Origin of the sequence: Mixta sp. (assembly GCF_024610815.1) — a bacterium.
In the GTDB taxonomy this organism is placed as follows: domain Bacteria; phylum Pseudomonadota; class Gammaproteobacteria; order Enterobacterales; family Enterobacteriaceae; genus Mixta; species Mixta calida.
This window is the reverse complement of record NZ_JANION010000069.1, coordinates 1-19,921: the sequence shown is the minus strand read 5'-3', so window position 1 is coordinate 19,921 and position 19,921 is coordinate 1. Positions and strand designations below refer to the sequence as shown.

The 19,921-nt window shown below is 55.6% G+C and carries 19 protein-coding genes, 1 other RNA gene and 1 pseudogene; 6 read left to right on the top strand and 15 right to left on the bottom strand.

Features of this window, described 5'->3' with window-relative positions; all coding sequences use genetic code 11:
- Together tomB and MYY08_RS04265 are read left to right on the top strand one after the other, a co-directional pair.
- Nucleotides 1-265, top strand: a 265-nt coding sequence (tomB, locus tag MYY08_RS04270) for an Hha toxicity modulator TomB (RefSeq protein WP_288013409.1), incomplete at its 5' end; no start/stop codon positions are given.
- 29 nt (nucleotides 266-294) lie between these two features.
- Complete coding sequence (locus MYY08_RS04265; protein ID WP_071883698.1) at nucleotides 295-513, top strand: HHA domain-containing protein; 219 nt, start codon at nucleotides 295-297, stop codon at nucleotides 511-513.
- 34 nt (nucleotides 514-547) lie between these two features.
- Here MYY08_RS04265 and ffs read toward each other — a convergent pair.
- An RNA gene (ffs, locus tag MYY08_RS04260) (signal recognition particle sRNA small type) lies at nucleotides 548-644 on the bottom strand.
- Between the two features lie 211 nt (nucleotides 645-855).
- Between ffs and MYY08_RS04255 the strand changes: the two genes are divergently transcribed.
- Nucleotides 856-1,164 (top strand): MGMT family protein, encoded by a 309-nt coding sequence (locus MYY08_RS04255; protein WP_038627568.1) that lies wholly within the window; start codon nucleotides 856-858, stop codon nucleotides 1,162-1,164.
- A 34-nt stretch (nucleotides 1,165-1,198) separates the two neighbouring features.
- Here the strand turns inward: MYY08_RS04255 and MYY08_RS04250 are convergent, their stop codons facing one another.
- The gene (locus MYY08_RS04250) at nucleotides 1,199-1,759 is read right to left on the bottom strand and encodes a YbaY family lipoprotein (RefSeq protein WP_038627570.1); all 561 of its coding nucleotides are present in this window, start codon (nucleotides 1,757-1,759) and stop codon (nucleotides 1,199-1,201) included.
- A gap of 214 nt (nucleotides 1,760-1,973) precedes the next feature.
- Between MYY08_RS04250 and tesB the strand changes: the two genes are divergently transcribed.
- Nucleotides 1,974-2,834, top strand: coding sequence for an acyl-CoA thioesterase II (gene tesB, locus MYY08_RS04245; protein WP_038627572.1), 861 nt, complete (start codon nucleotides 1,974-1,976; stop codon nucleotides 2,832-2,834).
- A 71-nt stretch (nucleotides 2,835-2,905) separates the two neighbouring features.
- On the opposite strand, the gene amtB is transcribed toward tesB, so the two are convergent.
- From amtB to MYY08_RS04220, 5 genes are all read right to left on the bottom strand, one after another.
- Nucleotides 2,906-4,189 carry an ammonium transporter AmtB gene (gene amtB / locus MYY08_RS04240; RefSeq protein ID WP_084970012.1) on the bottom strand — a complete coding sequence of 428 codons (1,284 nt, stop codon included), beginning with the start codon at nucleotides 4,187-4,189 and terminating at the stop codon, nucleotides 2,906-2,908.
- Between the two features lie 36 nt (nucleotides 4,190-4,225).
- A complete protein-coding gene (glnK, locus tag MYY08_RS04235; RefSeq protein WP_038627577.1) occupies nucleotides 4,226-4,564 on the bottom strand; it encodes a P-II family nitrogen regulator in 339 nt (112 codons plus the stop codon).
- A 249-nt stretch (nucleotides 4,565-4,813) separates the two neighbouring features.
- Nucleotides 4,814-6,613, bottom strand: a complete 1,800-nt coding sequence (locus tag MYY08_RS04230) for a SmdB family multidrug efflux ABC transporter permease/ATP-binding protein (RefSeq protein WP_373996378.1) — start codon at nucleotides 6,611-6,613, stop codon at nucleotides 4,814-4,816.
- Nucleotides 6,576-8,351, bottom strand: coding sequence for a SmdA family multidrug ABC transporter permease/ATP-binding protein (locus tag MYY08_RS04225; RefSeq protein ID WP_104951440.1), 1,776 nt, complete (start codon nucleotides 8,349-8,351; stop codon nucleotides 6,576-6,578). Before MYY08_RS04225 ends, MYY08_RS04230 begins: the two co-directional genes overlap by 38 nt.
- Before the next feature lie 53 nt (nucleotides 8,352-8,404).
- Nucleotides 8,405-8,866 carry an Lrp/AsnC family transcriptional regulator gene (locus MYY08_RS04220; RefSeq protein ID WP_084970014.1) on the bottom strand — a complete coding sequence of 154 codons (462 nt, stop codon included), beginning with the start codon at nucleotides 8,864-8,866 and terminating at the stop codon, nucleotides 8,405-8,407.
- 115 nt (nucleotides 8,867-8,981) lie between these two features.
- Here MYY08_RS04220 and MYY08_RS04215 point away from each other — a divergent pair, with 115 nt between their 5' ends.
- Nucleotides 8,982-10,016 carry a PLP-dependent cysteine synthase family protein gene (locus tag MYY08_RS04215; RefSeq protein WP_288013393.1) on the top strand — a complete coding sequence of 345 codons (1,035 nt, stop codon included), beginning with the start codon at nucleotides 8,982-8,984 and terminating at the stop codon, nucleotides 10,014-10,016.
- A gap of 109 nt (nucleotides 10,017-10,125) precedes the next feature.
- Nucleotides 10,126-10,821 (top strand): 7-cyano-7-deazaguanine synthase QueC, encoded by a 696-nt coding sequence (gene queC / locus MYY08_RS04210; RefSeq protein WP_038627583.1) that lies wholly within the window; start codon nucleotides 10,126-10,128, stop codon nucleotides 10,819-10,821.
- Nucleotides 10,822-10,977: 156 nt separating this feature from the next.
- Here the strand turns inward: queC and MYY08_RS04205 are convergent, their stop codons facing one another.
- The 8 genes and pseudogenes from MYY08_RS04205 to MYY08_RS04170 all read right to left on the bottom strand — a co-directional run.
- Nucleotides 10,978-11,376: an acyl-CoA thioesterase gene (locus tag MYY08_RS04205; RefSeq protein ID WP_038627585.1), complete on the bottom strand. Its 399-nt coding sequence runs from the start codon at nucleotides 11,374-11,376 to the stop codon at nucleotides 10,978-10,980.
- A gap of 110 nt (nucleotides 11,377-11,486) precedes the next feature.
- Entirely contained in the window at nucleotides 11,487-11,813 is a 327-nt protein-coding gene (locus MYY08_RS04200; protein WP_038627587.1) for a ComEA family DNA-binding protein, read from the bottom strand.
- A 139-nt stretch (nucleotides 11,814-11,952) separates the two neighbouring features.
- Nucleotides 11,953-13,821, bottom strand: coding sequence for a peptidylprolyl isomerase (ppiD, locus tag MYY08_RS04195; protein WP_288013388.1), 1,869 nt, complete (start codon nucleotides 13,819-13,821; stop codon nucleotides 11,953-11,955).
- A 248-nt stretch (nucleotides 13,822-14,069) separates the two neighbouring features.
- Nucleotides 14,070-14,342 (bottom strand): nucleoid-associated protein HU-beta, encoded by a 273-nt coding sequence (hupB, locus tag MYY08_RS04190; protein WP_038627591.1) that lies wholly within the window; start codon nucleotides 14,340-14,342, stop codon nucleotides 14,070-14,072.
- 212 nt (nucleotides 14,343-14,554) lie between these two features.
- Nucleotides 14,555-16,909: an endopeptidase La gene (gene lon, locus MYY08_RS04185; protein WP_038627593.1), complete on the bottom strand. Its 2,355-nt coding sequence runs from the start codon at nucleotides 16,907-16,909 to the stop codon at nucleotides 14,555-14,557.
- A 189-nt stretch (nucleotides 16,910-17,098) separates the two neighbouring features.
- A complete protein-coding gene (gene clpX / locus MYY08_RS04180; protein WP_038627595.1) occupies nucleotides 17,099-18,373 on the bottom strand; it encodes an ATP-dependent protease ATP-binding subunit ClpX in 1,275 nt (424 codons plus the stop codon).
- Between the two features lie 128 nt (nucleotides 18,374-18,501).
- A complete protein-coding gene (gene clpP, locus MYY08_RS04175; protein WP_084970016.1) occupies nucleotides 18,502-19,125 on the bottom strand; it encodes an ATP-dependent Clp endopeptidase proteolytic subunit ClpP in 624 nt (207 codons plus the stop codon).
- 334 nt (nucleotides 19,126-19,459) lie between these two features.
- Nucleotides 19,460-19,921: pseudogene (locus tag MYY08_RS04170) on the bottom strand (trigger factor); the annotation flags it as partial.

Genomic DNA, 19,921 nt, shown 5'->3' with positions numbered 1-19,921 from the left:
TCCTACATCTGCGACCAACATACAGCTGAATGAGCTGATTGAACATATTGCTTCGTTTACCATGAATTACAAAATAAAACATGCTGAAGATGAGGATCTCATCGTCCAGATTGATGACTACCTCGACGATACCTTTATGTTATTCAGTAATTACGGGATTAATGTTCAGGATCTACAACGTTGGCAGCGTTCCGCCCGACGTTTGTTTAATCTTTTCGCAGAAGAGTGCGCTCAGCTCCCTTTACAGCCAAGCCATTCATTTTAAGCAACCGCTCATTTTATTACGGTTAAACCATGACAGAAAAAATTATGACCAAGACTGACTATCTGATGCGCTTAAGACGCTGCCGATCAATCGATACGCTTGAGCGAGTCATTGAAAAAAATAAATATGAATTGCCTGATGATGAGTTGGCTGTTTTTTATTCTGCGGCCGATCATCGCCTTGCGGAATTAACGATGAATAAACTGTACGATAAAGTACCCGTTTCGGTGTGGAAATACGTTCGTTGAATAAAGGCCTGGATGGAGCGGAAATGGGTGGGGGCCCTGCCAGCTACATCCCGGCACACGCGTTACCTGCTGCGGCTGCTTCCTTCCGGACCTGACCGAGTTCACAAGTTAGCGTTGCGGGAGAACCAACAGGGCCCCCATTGACGTGCTCTGGTTACAGAGCGCAGGCATTATCAATGATGCCTGGCGTAAATGCAAGCCGCCGCCTGGCGACCGTTGTTTTATTAAACAATCCGCCTGTTTTCTCTCTTTTCGCCCTTTTCCCTTCTGATACATGCTAACTGTTTCATCATTTTCCATTATTTGCCAGGATAAGACGCACAGCTAAAGCCGGAGCCGTCTATGGAAACTGACTCATTTAAACAGCGTGTTTTGCAGGTTATCGCCGCGATTCCCGCCGGCACCGTCACCACCTATGGCGAAGTGGCGCGACTGGCTGGCGCGCCGCGTGCTGCGCGACAGGTAGGTGGCCTGCTAAAGCGTCTTCCTGCCGACAGTCGTCTGCCGTGGCATCGCATTATTAACCGTCATGGACAAATTTCATTGCAGGGAGACGATCTGCTGCGCCAACGTGACGCGCTGGAAGCGGAAGGCATTGAAATTAGCGATGACGGCAAAGTCGATCTCAGGCGCTATCGCTGGGAGTGGTAGCGGGCCAGCCATGAGCCGACCCGGTTAAAGAAGCTTAGTACTGGGTGGGCGCCGGAATAGATGAAGACGGCGTAACCTGGGTAGGCGAGGTAGAAGGTACGGTAGTAGCCGCACCGCCGCTGCTTTGGGTCGGCATAGCGACTGACGGCACCGGTACCAGCGTCAGGTCCACTTTCGTGCCGCCGCTGTTGATCGCCGGTTTAATCGAATCGGTCATAAACACCACCTTGTTATCGATGGTGATCGCCGCGCTCAAGAGAATGCGCGCGTCCGGCTGAATATCGGCCGGATTAAACGGCAGCGTGTAGTGGAACGGCGCCTGCTTGCCTTCAGTACGCACTACACGCTGGGCCAGTATTTTAGCCGGCGCATTAGCCAGTGAAGCATCCGACAGCGTAACCGTTAACGCGGCGTCCGGCGGCAGAGCGATTTTTTGCCGAATATAGATAGAGCCGCTTACGTTAGGCTGAGCAATCACCGGCTGACCGGTGTTTTCGGCGCCCGGTACAGGTACGGGAATATTTGCGCTTTTATCAGCACAACCTGCGAGGGCAACGGCCAGCGCTGCTCCGCTCATGACATGCCAGAATTTCATTGATATCTTCTCCTTCTGATCCAATGTGGTATCGGCGACAAGTTGGCCGAAACAGCTAAAAACGCTGTATGTGCTTAATTCTGGCACAGGTTTAGCTATTTTGCCTGGCATCAACCCTTTTCCTTTTTTGCCTCAGGCCGGAAGTAAGAACAGCGGTTGCAGGCGCTGGTCGGATCTCGCAAACTACAGCGGTAACCTTATCGAGGAACGACCCATGAGCCAGGCACTGCAAAATTTACTGAATCTGTTACAACTGGAAAAGCTTGAGGAAGGCCTGTTTCGAGGCCAGAGCGAAGATTTGGGCCTGCGTCAGGTCTTCGGCGGACAAGTTGTTGGCCAGGCGCTGCATGCGGCTAAACAGACCGTGCCGGTTGAACGCAATATTCACTCTTTTCACAGCTACTTTTTGCGTCCCGGCGACAGTCAGAAAGCAATTATCTATGATGTGGAAACCCTGCGGGACGGCCATAGCTTCAGCGCCCGTCGCGTCGCGGCGATTCAGAACGGGCAGCCGATTTTTTACATGACCGCCTCTTTCCAGGCGCCGGAGCCAGGCTTTGAACATCAGAAAACGATGCCGCAGGTGAAAGGCCCGGAGGGGCTGCCCAGCGAGACCGAGATCGCGCATCAGCTGGCGGCGCATCTGCCCGAAAAAGTAAAAGCTAAATTTCTGGCTGAAAAGCCGTTGGAAATACGCCCCGTTACCTTCCACAACCCGCTCAAGGGGCACGTCGATCAGCCGACGCGTCAGGTCTGGCTGCGCGCGAACGGCCCGATGCCCGACGATGCGCGCGCGCACCAATATCTGCTGGGCTATGCCTCCGATCTTAATTTCCTTCCGGTTGCGCTTCAGCCGCATGGCAAAGGATTTTTGGAGCCGGGCATGCAGGTTGCTACGATAGACCACTCTATGTGGTTCCATCGCAAGGTCGACCTGAATCAGTGGTTGCTGTACAGCGTGGAAAGCACCTCCGCCTCCAGCGCGCGCGGCTTTGTGCGCGGCGAATTCTATACCCAGGATGGCGTGCTGGTGGCTTCAACGGTGCAGGAAGGCGTCATGCGCCAGCGTAGCTAACGCATAAAAGTAGCTAACGCATAAAAAAGGACGCTGCCGAAAGCAGCGTCCTGTTCTTTTAAGCCCGACGCTTACTGGTTATAGGCGTTTTCGCCATGGCTGTTGACGTCAAGTCCTTCGCGCTCCTGTTCTTCCGGCACGCGCAGGCCTACCAGCATATCCGCCACTTTAAAGCCGATAAACGCCACCACGCCGGTCCAGATGATAGTCAGCGCCACGCTCAACAGCTGGACCCATACCTGATGCCCCATGGTGACGCCTTCCGCATAGCCGACGCCGCCCAGCGAGCCTGAAGCGAAGACGCCGGTGAGGATACAACCGATAATGCCGCACACGCCGTGAACGCCGAAAACATCGCACGGATCGTCAACGCGCAGCCATTTTTTCAGCGTCGTCACACCCCAGATACCTGCCAGACCGCCAATCAGGCCGATAAACAGCGCACCGCCCACGCCAACGTAGCCACAGGCGGGCGTGATGGCGACCAGGCCAGCGATAAAGCCGGAGCTGGCGCCCAGTAGAGACGGCTTGCCGCGCAGCGCCCACTCACCAAAGGTCCAGGAAAGCACAGCGCCGGCCGTGGCAACGACGGTATTTAAAAAGGCCAGCGCCGCAATTTCGTTTGCCGCCGCCGCAGACCCTGCATTAAAGCCAAACCAGCCGACATAAAGGATCGCCGTACCGGTAAACACCATCGGCAGGTTGTGCGGTTTAAACGCCTCTTTGCCGAAGCCTGTGCGTTTACCCACCAGATACGCGCCCACCAGCCCGGCGACCGCCGCATTGATATGCACTACCGTGCCGCCAGCGAAATCAAGCGCGCCATCCTTCGCCAGGAAACCGCCCGCCCAGACCATATGCGCGATCGGCAGGTAGGCCAACGTCAGCCAGATAAAGACAAAGATGAGCACAGCGGAGAAGCGGATGCGTTCCGCAATCGAACCGACAATCAGTCCGACGGTAATACAGGCGAAGGAGGCCTGGAAAACCACATGGATATATTGATAGAACGTGCCGGTCAGCGCGGTCAGGCTGATATTTTTCAGCATCACCCAGTTAAGGCCGCCGAAAAAATCGTTGCCTTCGCTGAAGGCCAGCGAGTAGCCATACACTACCCACAGCACGCAGACCATGGCAAAGGTCACCGCCACTTGCGTCAGTAGCGACAGCACGTTTTTACCGCGAATCAGACCACCGTAAAACAGCGCGATCCCTGGAATCGTCATAAACAGCACCAGTGCGGTGCAAATCATCATAAAGGCGTTGTCCGCCTTATCGGCAACGGCCGGAGCCGCCATCGCCAGCGATGGTGTCAGCGCCGCACCCGTCAGGATTTTGGTCATTAATTTGTTCATTTTATTTCATCCCATCACAAGATAAAGAGTCCGGGCTTAAAGAGCGGCTTCGTCGGTTTCACCGGTACGAATACGGATAACGCGCTGAAGCTCTGCCACAAAAATCTTGCCGTCGCCGATTTTGCCGGTGTAGGCGGCCTTACTGATGACATCAACAACTTCATCCAGCTGGTCGTCAGCGATCGCTACGTCGATTTTGACCTTAGGCAGAAAATTGACGCTGTATTCCGCACCGCGATAGAGCTCCGCATGGCCTTTTTGTCGGCCGAATCCTTTGACCTCAGTTACGGTTAATCCCTGAATACCAATAGAAGAAAGCGCCTCGCGCACATCCTCCAGTTTGAATGGTTTGATGACTACGGTAACCAGCTTCATACGCTCCCCTCACCAGAATAAGATTCGTTTCTCACCCGACACCTCGTGACTAAAGCAAAGGCTGTGCCAGGTATGGAAAATGTGACGGCAGGCGCGCGCGGCGTCTGGAGAAGGCAAGAAAGAAGGCGATAAATGAAAAAGAAGTGAGGATCAAAGAAAAAACGCACCATAAAGGTGCGTCACGGTCAATTAACGTGCATCCATACGGATAATTCCGATAAATGCGCCAGAAAAAGGTGCAAACCCATTTCAGACGCTTTCCGGTGCGCCCGCCTCCAGCACGCTGCCCGCCTGCTGCAACTGATACATCTGCCAGTAGCGGCCCTGCTGCGCCAGTAGCTGATGGTGAGTGCCGCGCTCCACCGCCCGACCGCGATGCAGCACCAGAATGGTATCGGCCTCGGTAATGGTGGAAAGGCGGTGCGCAATCACCACCAGCGTGGTCTTTTTCCTCACCTCGCGCAGCGCGCGTTGAATCGCCTGTTCAGTGCCGGAATCGATATTGGCCGTCGCCTCATCCAGAATCAGGATTTGCGGTTCAGCCACCAGCACGCGCGCCAGCGCCAGCAGCTGCTTCTGCCCAACGGAAAGATTATTGCCCTGCTCTCCCAGGCGCGTATAAATTCCGTCGGTGAGACTACGCGCCAGCTCCGCCAGCTGAACGGTTTCCAGCGCCTGCCACACTGCCTGTTCACTGATGTCGCGTCCCAGCGTCACGTTAGCGAAAAAGCTGTCCGCCAGCACCACCGGGTCCTGCTGAACCATCGCCACGCCCTGCCGCAGCGCCTCATGGCTCAGCTGATTCAGCGGTCGGCCATCGAGATGAATCGTTCCCTGTTTCACCGGGTAGTAGCCCATCAGCAGGCTGGCCAGCGTGCTTTTTCCGCTGCCGGTATGCCCGACCAGCGCGACAAAACTGCGCGACGGCGCCGCCAGCGAAATATCTTCCAGTACGTTGCGCCCTTCATGATAGGCGAAACTCAGACGTTCGATATCGATGCGGCCGCTCTGTAGCGGCTGCCGGTCGCTGCCGTAATGCTGGCGCGGCGCATCCATCAGCTCGAAAATGCGCTCTCCGGCTACGACCGCCTGTTGCAGCATTGACTGCTGGGTGGTCAGCTCAATCAGCGGCTCATTAAGCCTTCCCAGATAGCTGATGAAGGCGTAAAGCACGCCCACCTCAAATACACCTTCAGAAGAGAAACTGAACAGCAGCAGCAGCCCACAGAGGATCGCTGCGGAAAACAGGCTCAGCAGCGGACGCAGCAGAAAGCCATCCAGCCTCAATGTCTCCATGCGCGCCAGATAGTGCGATCGACTGGCCTCCCCCATGCGCTCGCCGAAGCGCGCCTGCTGGCGGAACTGCTGAATAACGCTCATGCCGTTGATGACTTCATTAAAGCCGTTATTGATATCCGCCAGGTAGCTGCGCACGCGCCGCACAATCGGCGTGCTGTAGCGCTGATAGATAAACATCACGGTCAACACCAGCGGGAAAATCACCACCGCCACCAGCGCCATGCGCCAGTCCAGGCTAAACATGGCGACCAGCATCGCGCCGATCAGCGCCGCGCTGCGCAGCACCGTCGCCACCACCGTCACCCATAAATCTTTAATTACCTCGGTGTCGTTGGTGACGCGTGAAATGATCTGCCCAACCGGTTGAGTGTCGAACGCGCTGAGCGGCTGGCGCAACGCCGCATCCATCACGTCGGCGCGCAGACGCTGCACAACGCCGACCGCCGCCTGATTAAACAGCAGCGCCTGCCAGTAGTGCAGCAGCGCCGCCAGCGCCTGCAGAAAAATAAAGGCGAATGCCAGCCCGACGGCCAGGCCCACCGGCATGTTGTGACGGGCCACCAGACGATCGATAAAATAACCGATCAGTACCGGCCCCAGCACTTCCGCCGCCGCCGCGATCCAGAGCATCAGTACCGCCAGCGTCAGCGCCTTACGCCACGGCTTGCCGTAGGAAAGCAGCCGCTTTAGCGTGGGCCAGAGTTTTTTGCTGTCAGCCACGGCTCTTCTCCTTACTGCGATTATCCTCATCCTCGGTCAGTGCCGCCTCAAGCTGCTGGTAGCGATACATATCGCTGTACCAGCCCTTTTGCTGCGCCAGCGCGTTATGATCGCCGCGCTGCGCCACGACACCATGCTGCATCACCAGAATTTCAGTGGCTTCGGTCAGCGCGGACAGGCGATGCGCGCTGATGATCACTGTGCGTCCCTCGCCCCAGCGACGTAAATTGTGCAGGATCTGATGTTCGGTGCGGCCATCCACTGCCGAAAGCGCATCGTCAAGGATCAAGATCTCGGCGTTCAACAGCAGCGCGCGCGCAATGGAAATGCGCTGTTTCTGCCCGCCGGAGAGCATCACCCCGCGCTCGCCTACTTCGGTATCGTAGCCCTGCGGCAGCCGCAGAATATCTTCGTGGACGCTCGCCAGCATCGCCGCCCGCTCAATCTCTTCGCGGCTGGCGTTAGGCCGCCCCAGCGCGATATTGTTGGCGACGGTGTCGGAAAAAAGAAACGGCGTCTGATTGACGACTGCCAGCCGACCGCGCCAGCTGTCGATGCGCAGCTGGGTCAGCGGAATATTGTGATAGCGAATATCGCCCTGCGCGATATCGAAATGGCGCTGTATCAGGCTTAACAGCGTGCTTTTACCCGCGCCGGTCGGCCCACACAATCCCAGCATCTGCCCCGGCTTCAACTGGAAATTAAGATTGCACAGCGCAGGCTGCTGGCTGCCGGGATAGCTGAACTCGCGGATCGCCACCTGCAGCACGCCGCGTCCTTCCGGCAAAACTTTGCTGCCATCTTCCACCGCCGGCGCCTCGTTAAGCAGCGCGCGGATGCGGCTCCAGGCTGCGCTGCCGCGTTCGACAATATTAAACATCCACGCCAGCGCCAGCATCGGCCAAATCATCAGGCCCAGATACATCACAAAGCTGGTCAGCTGGCCGAGCGTCATCTGATCATGCCAGACCAGCCAGCTGCCGCCGCCGATAGCCAGCAGGTTCGACAGACCGATCGCGATATAAATCGTAGGATCGAAGCGCGCGTCGACGCGCGCGACGCGCAGGTTTTTCTCACCGGCGTCGGTGGCGATATCAGCAAACTGTTGAGACTGATGCGTCTCCAGACCAAACGCCTTTACCATACGAATGCTGGAGAGGCTCTCCTGCGCCTGATCGTTCAGCGAGGAAAAGGCCGCCTGCGCCAGTTTAAAGCGCTGATGCAGCTGATCGCCGTAGCGCTTGATCACCATCGCCATCACCGGCATCGGCACCAGCGCCAGCAGCGTAAGCTGCCAGCTGATCTGCGTACTCATCACAATCAGCACCGCGCAGCCCATCACCAGCGAGTCTACCAGCGTCAATACCCCTTCGCCGGCCGCGAAGACCACGCGGTCAACATCGTTGGTTGCGCGCGCGATCAGATCGCCGGTGCGGTGACGCAGGTAGAATTCCGGGTGCTGTCGACTGAGCTGGCGATAGAAATCTTCCCGCAGCTCCACCGCCAGCTTATAAGAAGCGCCAAACAGCAAGACGCGCCAGACGTAGCGCAGCAGGTAAACCACCAGCGCGGTAAACAGCATAATGCCGACCCACATCAGAACGGCGCCGCTGCTCAGGCGATGCTGGGTGACGCCATCGACAATCACGCCGACGATTTTCGGCGGCAGCAGCTGCAAAATGGCAATAATGATCAGTAAGGATACCGCGCCGAGGTAACGTCGCCACTCGCGGAGGAAATACCAACTTAACTGGCTAAACAATCGCACAAAAAATTGTCCTGCATGGTTAATTGATGCGCCTGAAAAGGCTGCGGAGAAGATCAGGATTCAACAGGCAACGCCGTCGTATATTTTATCTCTTCCATAGCAAAACTTGAGGTTACGTCGATCAGACCGCTGACGCCGTTGACCAGACGTTTATAAAAGGCGTCATATTGCTTCATATCGGCGACCTGAATGCGTAACAGATAATCATACTCGCCCGCCATGCGATAGAACGCCATCACTTCCGGCAGGCTTTGCACGACGCCGACAAATTCCTGATACCACTGACGGTTGTGCTGCTGGGTTTTGATCAGCATAAAGGCGGTAAGCGACAGCCCCAGCTTTTCTCCATCGAGGAGCGCCACGCGTCCGCGGATAATACCGTCATCTTCCAGCTTTTTCAGCCGCTTCCAGCAGGGCGTGGTGGTGAGATTAACCGCATCCGCCAGCGCCTGTAATGATAGCGTACAGTCCTGCTGCAACAGCGCCAGCAGTTTACGATCCGTTTTATCCAGCATCGCCCCTCCAGAGAAAATATTGCTACAAAAGGCGCATTGTACAGTAAATAAAGCAAACTTTTTTTCCTGTGAATGCCTTAATCTTATTGGGCTGAGCCATAAGAGGAAAATCAACATGAGCCGTGAATGGGTGAATCATGCGATCAACGAGATCAACGCCGATTTTCAGCGTTCCGCCGAAACGCATCTGATTCGTTTCTCTCTGCCCACCTTTCCGGGCATCTGGTTTTATCTCAAAGATGAAAGCACCCACCCAACCGGCAGCCTGAAACATCGCCTGGCCCGTTCTCTGTTTCTTTACGGCCTGTGCAATGGCTGGATCAAACAGGGCAGGCCGGTAATCGAGGCCTCCTCAGGCAGCACCGCCGTTTCCGAAGCCTATTTCGCCCGGCTGCTTGGTCTGCCGTTTATTGCCGTCATGCCCGCCAGCACCGCGCGCCGCAAAGTCGAACAGATCGCCTTTTATGGCGGACGAAGTCATTTCGTGCAGGACCCCTGCGTCATTTACGAAGAATCGGAACGGCTGGCGCGCGATCTCAACGGCCACTTTATGGATCAGTTTACCTATGCCGAACGCGCCACCGACTGGCGCGGCAATAACAATATCGCCGACAGCATTTTCCGCCAGATGGCCAGCGAGCCTTTTCCGGTGCCGGATACTATCGTAATGGGCGCGGGCACCGGTGGCACCTCCGCCACGATCGGCCGCTATTTGCGCTATCAGGGCCATGCGACGCGCCTGCTGGTGGTCGATCCTGAAAATTCAGTGTTTCACGATTACTGGCATACGCGCGACGCTGGCCTGCGCAGCGCTCGCGGCAGTGGCATCGAAGGCATCGGGCGGCCTCGCGTCGAACCTTCGTTTATTCCCGACGTTATTGACGAGGTCATGCGCGTACCTGACGCCGCGTCTGCCGCGGCCATGCACTATCTGGCGCAGATCCTCGGCAGAAAAGTGGGGCCGTCCACCGGCACCAACTTCTGGGGAGCGATACGGGCGGCGCAGCGCATGCGACAGCAAAGCCGTAAAGGCGCCGTCGTCACTCTGCTGTGCGACAGCGGCGAGCGCTATCTCGACACCTGGTACGATGCCGAATGGGTCGCTGAGCGCGTCGGCGATCTGACGCCCTGGCTGGAGCAGATGCAATAACGGTTTCCGCCATCTCCTTCTCTGTCGCCCAGGAACAATGAATGCCGGACTGTTTTTCTTCTTTGTCCGAAAGTACCATAAGCGCCAGTAAGATAATCAGGGTGAACAAATGAAACGTGCAGTAGTGGTTTTCAGCGGCGGACAGGATTCCACAACCTGTCTGATTCAGGCACTGGCGCAGTACGATGAAGTGCATTGCGTGACCTTTGATTACGGTCAGCGTCATCGTCAGGAAATTGACGTGGCGCGCAAGCTCTCCGCTCAGCTTGGCGCACGCGCCCATAAGGTGCTGGACGTAACGCTGCTGAATGAACTGGCAATCAGCAGCCTGACGCGCGATAACATTCCGGTGCCGGACTATGACGCCAACGCGACTGGCCTGCCCAGTACCTTTGTGCCAGGACGCAATATCCTCTTTCTGACGCTGGCCTCTATTTACGCTTATCAGGTAGAAGCGGAAGCGGTGATTACCGGCGTTTGCGAAACGGACTTCTCTGGCTACCCTGACTGCCGCGATGAATTCGTTAAAGCGTTAAACCACGCGGTGGAGCTTGGCATGGCCAGAGCGGTGCGTTTTGAAACGCCGCTGATGTGGCTCAACAAAGCGGAAACCTGGGCGCTGGCCGACTACTGGCAGCAACTGCCGCTGGTGCGCCAGCAGACGCTGACCTGCTACAACGGCATTCAGGGAGACGGCTGCGGCGAGTGCGCCGCCTGCCATCTGCGCGCCAACGGATTGAAAAGCTATCAGGACGATATGCCTGGCGTTATGCAGAGCATGAAGCAGAAAACCGGCCTGCGCTAAGCCTGCTGGCCATGAAACAGCCGGGATTTTCCCGGCTGTTTTTGTTTATACAAGACGCTGTTTGCCAAAACGCCCTTTCCTCTCCATTGACTCTTTCTGCCGCGATACCGCCGCCATGCGTGACTGACCGGATTCCGCCACGCAAACGTCTTGTTCTCACTCCAGCAGCGTTTCCATACGCGCGCGCAGATCGCCTTCCAGAGGCAGCGTTTTTTGCGTCCGTAGATCGATACAGACAAAGGTTAATGCTGCATCGGCGACGGGCGTTCCATCTCCTTCCAGCAGCACCTCCTGCTGAATAACGCCGCTTTTGCCGTTGAGTTGCTCCAGTCGGCTTCTGACGATTAATACGTCGCCCAGCAATGCTGGTCTGCGGTAATTGATATTGATATTCACCACGACAAAAGCCAGCTTGTTTTCCATTAGCCAGTGAAACGCGCCTGCCTGTTCCAGCCATTCCCAACGCGCTTCCTCAAGGAATTCCAGGTAGCGCGCGTTATTAACGTGTTGATAAACATCCAGATGATAACCACGAACTTTTATCAGAGTCTGCATAGCGCGGGTGCCTTATTGTTGTAAGAGATCACACCATCTGGTATGACCTCTTAGAGATTAGCAGCCGTTCGGTGCGACTGAAATGAGAACGGCCAGCGCTGGGAACAGGATCACAATTTAAGCCGCGGCAGGTTGCGTTCTACCAGCGCGCTGCCGATGCCTGGCACCTCTTTAAGCTGCTCCAGCTCGGTAAAGGCGCCGAACTGATCGCGGTAGCTGACAATCGCCTCCGCCTTTTTGATGCCGATGCCGTTCATTGCCGCCGCCAGCTCCTGAGCCGAAGCCGTATTAATGCTGACCGCGCCATCGGCGGCGGGCGGGCTGACGACGCTGACGGCCGCTGCCTCGCCGGTTTCTGCCGCCGAAACGGGCAGCGACCAGCAGGATGCGCCCAGGGATAATGATAAACAGAGCGCCGAAAGGGTGTTTTTATTCATGCTGATTTCTCCTTGTGTGTAACAGCAGGAGCAACGGTAGCGGCGCGCTTTTATGAATACAAAAGGCAAAGTCCAGATGTGGAAAAGGCCGCGAAAGCGGCCTTTTGGTTTGCAGTGGCTTGCATTGATTTTGCGCGGCTTACTGCAGTTGTACCGCAGCGCCGTATTTGATTTTCGCCTCTTTGCGCAGATTGCTCAGCAGCGCATCAAAGGCGATCTGCGCGTTGTTCTGGGCAATGCCCTGCGCCATCGCTTTTTTCTGCGCGTCCGGCAGATTCCCGGCCTTCACTTCATCCAGCGCCAGCAGCACGACGTTGCCCTGCATATCTTCGCTGGTGCCGTAAACCGGTTTGCCCGCCTGCGGCTGCGGCAATGCAAAAACCGCCTGCACGCTGGCGTCCTGATCGTTACGGGTCAGCGTTTTCGCTTCACCAAACTTCAGGCCCGCCGCCGTCAGCGCATCCTGTTTGCCCGCTTTCAGCTCGGCAAGGATCTTCTCCGCCTGCGCTTTGGCTTCCTGCAACGCTTTGTTGTGCTTCAGCGTATCGGCGATCTGCGTTTTTACCTCATCCAGCGTTTTTACCGTTTCCGGTTTATGTTCGTTGATACGAAGAATAAACGCCCGGTCGCCGTCGACGGTAATCATATCGGAATTGCTGCCCGGCGTACCGTTCGCGCCCAGCAGGCTGCCATTAAAGATCGCCTCTTCCACCGGCTTGAAGTTCAGCGCTTCCGGCACGCTATCACGACTGAACCAGTCGGTTTCCACCGCTTTCACGCCCGCCGCCTGCTCTGCGCTGGCTAACGATGCGTTATCGTTGCTGGCCGCGTCGCTGACTTTCTGCTGCAATTTATAGTAAGCGTCGAGCGCTTTCTCCTGCTTCACTTTGTCCGCGATGGTGTCATGCACCTCAGCCAGCGGCTTAACCTGCTCCGGCTGGATATCATCAAGACGCACAATCAGGAAACCAACGGATGATTTCACAACGCCTGACAGCTGACCTTTGCTGGTCAGGTTAGCCTCTTTCAGTTCGTCCGGCGTGGTGGCAGGCTCCAGCCAGCCCATATCGCCGCCCTTGCGCGCGGAGATCGGATCGATCGATTTCGCTTTCGCCAGCGCGGCGAAATCACCGCCCTGCTTCAGTTGATCCAGCACCGCCTGCGCGTCCGCTTCGCTTTTCAACTGGATAACGCTGTAGCGATTACGCTGCGGCTGAACGTAATCCGCCTTATGCTGATCGTACCAGCTCTGAATATCCGCTTCGCTGGCCGACTGCTGCATGCTGGCCGCGTCCAGTTTCAGATAGCTGACACGGAACTGCTCCGGCGTCAGGAAGCTGTTTTTATGCTGGGCGTAGTAGTTTTTAATTTCATCGTCGCTGACCTGCTGTTTCGCCGCCAGCGCATCCACGCTCAGGATGGCCTGACGCACTACGCGCTGTTGAGAAACCAGCGCCGCCAGCGCATCGGTCTCGCCGCTCAGGGTAAAATCGGTGCCGGCGATAGCGGAAATCAGCTGTTGCGTGGTCAGCTGCTTACGCAGCGCTTCCGCATACTGATCGGCGGAAAACCCCATGCTGTTGATGATGCCGAGATATTTGGCGTTATCGAATTTACCGTCGGTCTGGAAGGCCGGCTGGCTGAAGATCGCCTGTTTGATCTGCTCATCGCTGATCGCCAGTTTCAGATCTTTCGCGTACTGGTCGAGCAGCATTTCATCCACCAGCTGGGAAAGCGCTTGCTGACGCATCTGCTGCATGTAGCCTTCGTTACCTGCCAGCTGAGAGAACTGTTCGCCCAGCATCTGCTGCTGGCGGCTGCGCTCGTTGTTGAAGGCGCGATCGAGCTGCGCGCGGCTGATCTCCTGGCCGTTCACTTTCGCCGCGTAGTCGCCGCTGCCGCCAATCAGATAGTTGCCGACCCCGGTCAGCACAAATGACAGGATAATCAGTCCCAGAATAATCTTGAGCACGACATGGTTCGACGCCGCGCGTAAATTGTCCATCATGGTATGACAACACTCCGCTGTAGTGTGAATGTAAACCTCACGCTGGCGCCCCATCCTTGCAGGCGTGCGCGTTGCTGCTTTTCAGGTCGACATTATCGACCATGCTCTGACATTCGCTGCTGGCGTTTGTCACGCAACAGGATAAAAAAAGGCACATCAATTGCCTGATGTGCCCGTATGTTACATGAGAACGCATTGTCAGTCCTCACTCCACCGAAGAAAATGCCGCAATGGAGTCCGACTGTAAATCAGTTCACCGCGTCTTTCAGCGCTTTACCGGCACGGAAGCCCGGTACTTTACTTGCCGGAATGGTAATTTCTTTACCTGTCTGAGGGTTACGGCCGGTGCGCTCAGAGCGCTCGCGTACCGAGAAGGTGCCAAAGCCAACCAGTGCTACTTCCTCGCCTGATTTCAGAGAATCAGAAACAGAACCAATAAAAGCATCTAAAACACGTCCAGCTGCCGCTTTAGAAATATCAGCGTCTGCGGCAATCTTGTCGATCAATTGTGACTTATTCACTCTATTCATCCCCTCTTTTATTATTCACTATCGCGGCGGCTTCCAGCCAGCCGCGAACGCGCAGCCAGTTATATCAAGGTTGTTGAGCCGAAACAACGGGAATCCTCTTGGTCGCTGCTTCAACAGCCCTCTAAATTAGCGGCACAAAAAAAAGCTGGCAAGTCTGATTTGACTTGCCAGCTGCGCTTTTTAAATGATTTTGTCGTAAATCACTATTTTGCGGTAGCGACCTGCATGCCGTACGGCGCATTTTGCAGGGCCAGCGCCAGCACATCTTCGATACGCTTAACCGGATGGACATCCAGATCCGCCAGCACGTTTTCTGGAATCTCTTCCAGATCGCGTTTGTTTTCATCCGGGATCACAACGGTTTTAATACCGCCGCGATGTGCCGCCAGCAGTTTCTCCTTCAGGCCGCCGATAGGCAATACCTGACCGCGCAGCGTGATCTCGCCAGTCATGGCGACATCGGCGCGCACCGGGTTGCCCGTCAGGCAGGAGACCAGCGCCGTGCACATGGCGATACCGGCGCTTGGGCCATCTTTCGGCGTCGCGCCTTCCGGCACGTGAACGTGAATATCACGTTTCTCATAGAAATCGCCGTTGATGCCCAGCTTCTCCGCACGCGCGCGCACTACGGTCAACGCCGCCTGAATCGACTCCTGCATCACCTCGCCCAGCGAGCCGGTGTAGGTCAGTTTGCCTTTGCCCGGCACACAGGCGGTTTCGATGGTCAGCAGATCGCCGCCGACTTCGGTCCACGCCAGGCCGGTCACCTGGCCTACGCGGTTTTCGCTATCGGCGCGGCCGTAGTCGAAACGCTGTACACCGAGGAAATCTTTCAGGTTATCGCCGTTAATGTCGATGCGCTTCAGATCTTTATTCAGCAGCAGCGCTTTCACCGCCTTACGGCACAGCTTCGACAGTTCACGCTCAAGGCTACGCACGCCTGCTTCGCGCGTATAGTAGCGAATGATACCGACAATCGCGCTGTCATCAACGCTGATTTCATTCTCTTTCAGCGCGTTACGCTCAATCTGTTTCGGCAGCAGATGCTGTTTCGCAATGTTCAGTTTTTCATCTTCGGTATAGCCGGAGAGACGAATCACTTCCATACGGTCCAGCAGCGGCGCCGGGATGTTCATCGAGTTAGAGGTCGCGACAAACATCACGTCGGAGAGATCGTAATCCACTTCCAGATAGTGATCGTTGAACGCCACGTTCTGTTCTGGATCAAGCACCTCCAGCAGCGCGGAAGCCGGATCGCCGCGCATGTCGGATGACATTTTGTCGATCTCATCCAGCAGGAACAGCGGGTTTTTCACGCCGACCTTCGCCATCTTCTGAATCAGCTTGCCCGGCATTGAACCGATATAGGTGCGGCGGTGGCCGCGGATTTCCGCTTCGTCGCGCACGCCGCCCAGCGCCATACGCACATATTTGCGTCCGGTCGCTTTGGCGATGGACTGTCCCAGCGAGGTTTTACCCACGCCCGGCGGCCCCACCAGGCACAGAATCGGCCCTTTGATTTTATTTACGCGGCTCTGGACCGCCAGATATTCCAGGATGCGATCTTTAACTCGCTCCAGGCCGTAATGGTCGCGGTCCAGCGTTTCCTGCGCTTTACGCAGGTCTTTTTTCACCTTGCTGCGCTCGTTCCATGGCACCTGAACCATCCATTCGATGTAGCCGCGCACGACCGTCGCTTCCGCAGACATCGGCGACATCATTTTCAGCTTCTGCAGCTCGGCTTCCGCTTTTTCGCGCGCCTCTTTCGGCATTTTGGACGCTTCGATTTTACGCTTCAGCGCTTCATATTCGTCCGGCGCGTCATCCATTTCGCCCAGCTCTTTCTGAATCGCCTTCATCTGCTCATTCAGATAGTATTCGCGCTGGCTTTTTTCCATCTGTTTTTTGACGCGGTTACGGATGCGTTTCTCAACCTGCAGCAGGTCAATCTCCGACTCCATCATCGCCATCAGATATTCCAGACGTTCATTAATGTCGGACATTTCCAGCACGGACTGCTTATCCGCCAGCTTAAGCGGCATATGCGCAGCCACGGTATCGGCCAGACGCGCGGCGTCGTCAATGCTGTTCAGCGAGGTCAGTACCTCAGGAGGAATTTTTTTATTGAGTTTGATATAGCCTTCAAACTGATTGATAGCCGTACGAACCAGCACTTCCTGCTCGCGCTCTTCAATCTCCGGCGATACCAGATATTCCGCCTGTGCGGAAAAGTGCTCGCCATTGTCGGCAAGCTGGGTAATGCGTGCGCGCTGCAACCCTTCCACCAGCACTTTTACCGTGCCGTCCGGCAGCTTCAGCATCTGCAAAATAGAGGAAACGGTCCCTACAGAGAAGAGATCGTTAATGCCAGGTTCATCCGTTGAAGCCTCTTTCTGTGCGACCAGCATGATCTTTTTATCATGATCCATTGCGGCTTCGAGGCACCGAATCGATTTTTCCCGACCAACAAACAACGGAATTACCATGTGCGGATAAACCACTACGTCGCGCAACGGCAACACAGGGATTTCAATGCGTTCAGAACGCTCAGGATTCATAGAGCTCTCTCTTAGTTTAAAGTCCGCCAGGTGATGGGTACCGCATAGTGCAGGCTATGTGCCAGGGAACCCACAGGTATTTGAGTATATGGGGATGTTTGCCAGACATTCAATGTCAGTAGCGTGAGAAAAACAAAAGGGGGACAAATTCCCCCTTTTATTGACTAACTTGCTGGTTGCGTTGACGAATTATTCGCCAGATGCCTGCTGCGCTTCGTGCTTGCCGTAGATCAGCATCGGTTTTGACTGCCCTTCGATGACGGACTCGTCAATCACCACTTTTTCCACATCGTCCATAGAGGGCAGGTCGTACATGGTGTCCAGCAGCGCCGCTTCAACGATGGAGCGCAGACCGCGCGCGCCCGTTTTACGCGACATCGCTTTCTGGGCGATCGCCGTCAGCGCTTCGTCACGGAACTCCAGCTCCACGCCTTCCAGGTTAAACAGCGCCTGATACTGCTTGGTCAGGGCGTTTTTCGGCTCGCGCAGAATCTGGATCAGCGCTTCTTCGCTCAGCTCGCTGAGCGTCGCCACGACCGGCAGACGACCAATAAACTCAGGAATCAGACCAAATTTGATCAGATCTTCCGGCTCGACCTGCTCCAGCAGCTCGCCTTCGGTCGCCTTCTGCGATTTCCCTTTTACCGTCGCGCCGAAACCAATGCCGGAGCCGGTTTCTACACGCTGGGAAATCACCTTATCCAGGCCGGCGAAAGCGCCACCGCAGATAAACAGAATTTTCGAGGTATCAACCTGCAAAAATTCCTGCTGCGGATGCTTGCGTCCGCCCTGCGGCGGAACGGCCGCGACGGTGCCTTCGATCAGTTTCAGCAGCGCCTGCTGCACGCCTTCGCCAGAAACGTCACGCGTAATCGACGGGTTGTCCGACTTACGGGAGATTTTGTCAATCTCATCGATATAGACAATGCCGCGCTGCGCTTTCTGCACGTCATAGTCACATTTCTGCAGCAGTTTCTGGATAATATTCTCGACATCTTCACCCACATAGCCCGCTTCGGTCAGCGTCGTCGCGTCGGCCATAGTGAAAGGCACGTCAAGCAACCGCGCCAAGGTTTCCGCCAACAGGGTTTTACCGCTACCGGTCGGACCAATCAGCAGAATATTACTTTTGCCCAGCTCGATGCCGTTGCTGGTGTCGCCGTTGCGCAGGCGTTTGTAGTGATTGTAGACCGCCACCGCCAGCACTTTTTTCGCCCTTTCCTGACCGATAACGTAATCGTCAAGATGTTGGCGGATCTCGTGCGGGGTCGGCAACGCGCTGCGTTCACGATGCGGCGCAACTTCTTTGATCTCTTCGCGAATGATGTCATTGCATAAATCAACACACTCGTCGCAGATATACACTGACGGCCCGGCAATCAGTTTGCGCACTTCATGCTGGCTTTTACCGCAAAAAGAGCAGTACAGCAGCTTTCCTGAACCGTCTTTGCGCTTATCTGTCATCAGCTAACCTCTTCTTTTATCTTCGTCCGCACTGTATGCGGCGATGGCAGCCAGTCTGACTGCCCTCATTCGTGCCACTCTTCACCCGTTATCCGCTCTAACTATAGCGCATGCTGCGGGATGGAGTCTTATTGGCGATGCGTAAGTATGGAATCGACTAAACCATACTCTACTGCCTCACTCGCCGAGAGGAAACGATCTCGCTCGGTGTCACGCTCGATTTGTTCAAGCGATTTGCCGGTATGTTCCGCCATCAGCTCATTCATGCGCTGTTTCACTTTCAGAATTTCACGCGCGTGAATTTCAATATCGGTCGCCTGGCCCTGATAACCGCCCAGCGGCTGGTGGATCATCACGCGGGAATTAGGCAGGCAGTGGCGTTTGCCTTTGGTTCCCGCCGTCAGCAGGAACGCGCCCATTGAACAGGCCTGCCCCATACAGATGGTGCTGACGTCCGGCTTGATAAACTTCATCGTGTCATAAATCGACATCCCGGCGGTGATCACGCCACCTGGGGAGTTGATATACAGATAGATATCTTTCTCAGGGTTTTCCGCTTCCAGAAACAGCATCTGGGCGACGATCAGGTTCGCCATATGATCTTCAACCTGACCGGTAAGGAAAATGATGCGCTCTTTTAACAGGCGGGAATAGATGTCGTAAGAACGCTCGCCGCGCGAGGTTTGTTCGACCACCATGGGCACCAGCGCCATCTGAGGTGCGGAAAATTCACGTTCGCCATTGTATGACATTACCGTCTCCTGGATAAATTTCATTGGCACTGTACCGATTCTACTTAAGTGAGAACATGAAAACCACGCTTCACGCTGCCACTCTCCGACGCTACCCGGACGGTTAATCAGCCAGCCTTACATTCTTCAAGATACTCGAAAAGCTATCTGGGGGCGTGCCCCCGCTGTTTCAAGCATAACAACGTTTTCTTCAATCGCTAACCAGGAATAATATGATACCGGATATTCTGGCGCTTAATTAGCCAAACAGGCGCACAAAAAGACATTTTTGGAAACGATAAATAAAAAGCCCGCTCCTTACGGCAGCGGGCTTTCAGCAGACAAAGCGTGAAAATCAGGCCATAGAGGTCTGGTTCATCAGATCCTGGAATTTTGTGGCTTTCTCAGTCACTTTCGCTTTTTCCAGCACCGCTTCAACCGCCTGCTCTTCCAGAGCGACGTTGCGCATGTTGTTCATCAGCTCATTGTTTTTGCTGTAGAACTCGATAACTTCCTGCGGATCTTCATACGCGGAAGCCATTTCTTCGATCAGGGTTTTTACGCGCTCTTCGTCGGCTTTCAGGTCGTTGGTGCGAATCACTTCGCCCAGCAGCAGACCCACGACAACGCGGCGTTTCGCCTGCTCTTCAAACAGCTCACGCGGCAGCTCCAGCGCCTGCTTCTCGTTACCGCCGAAACGCTGGGCAGCCTGACGACGCAGCACGTCGATTTCGCTGTCGATCAGCGCGGAAGGCACGTCGATCTCGTTCGCTTTCACCAGACCGTCGATCGCCTGCGTTTTAACACGGTTGCGCAC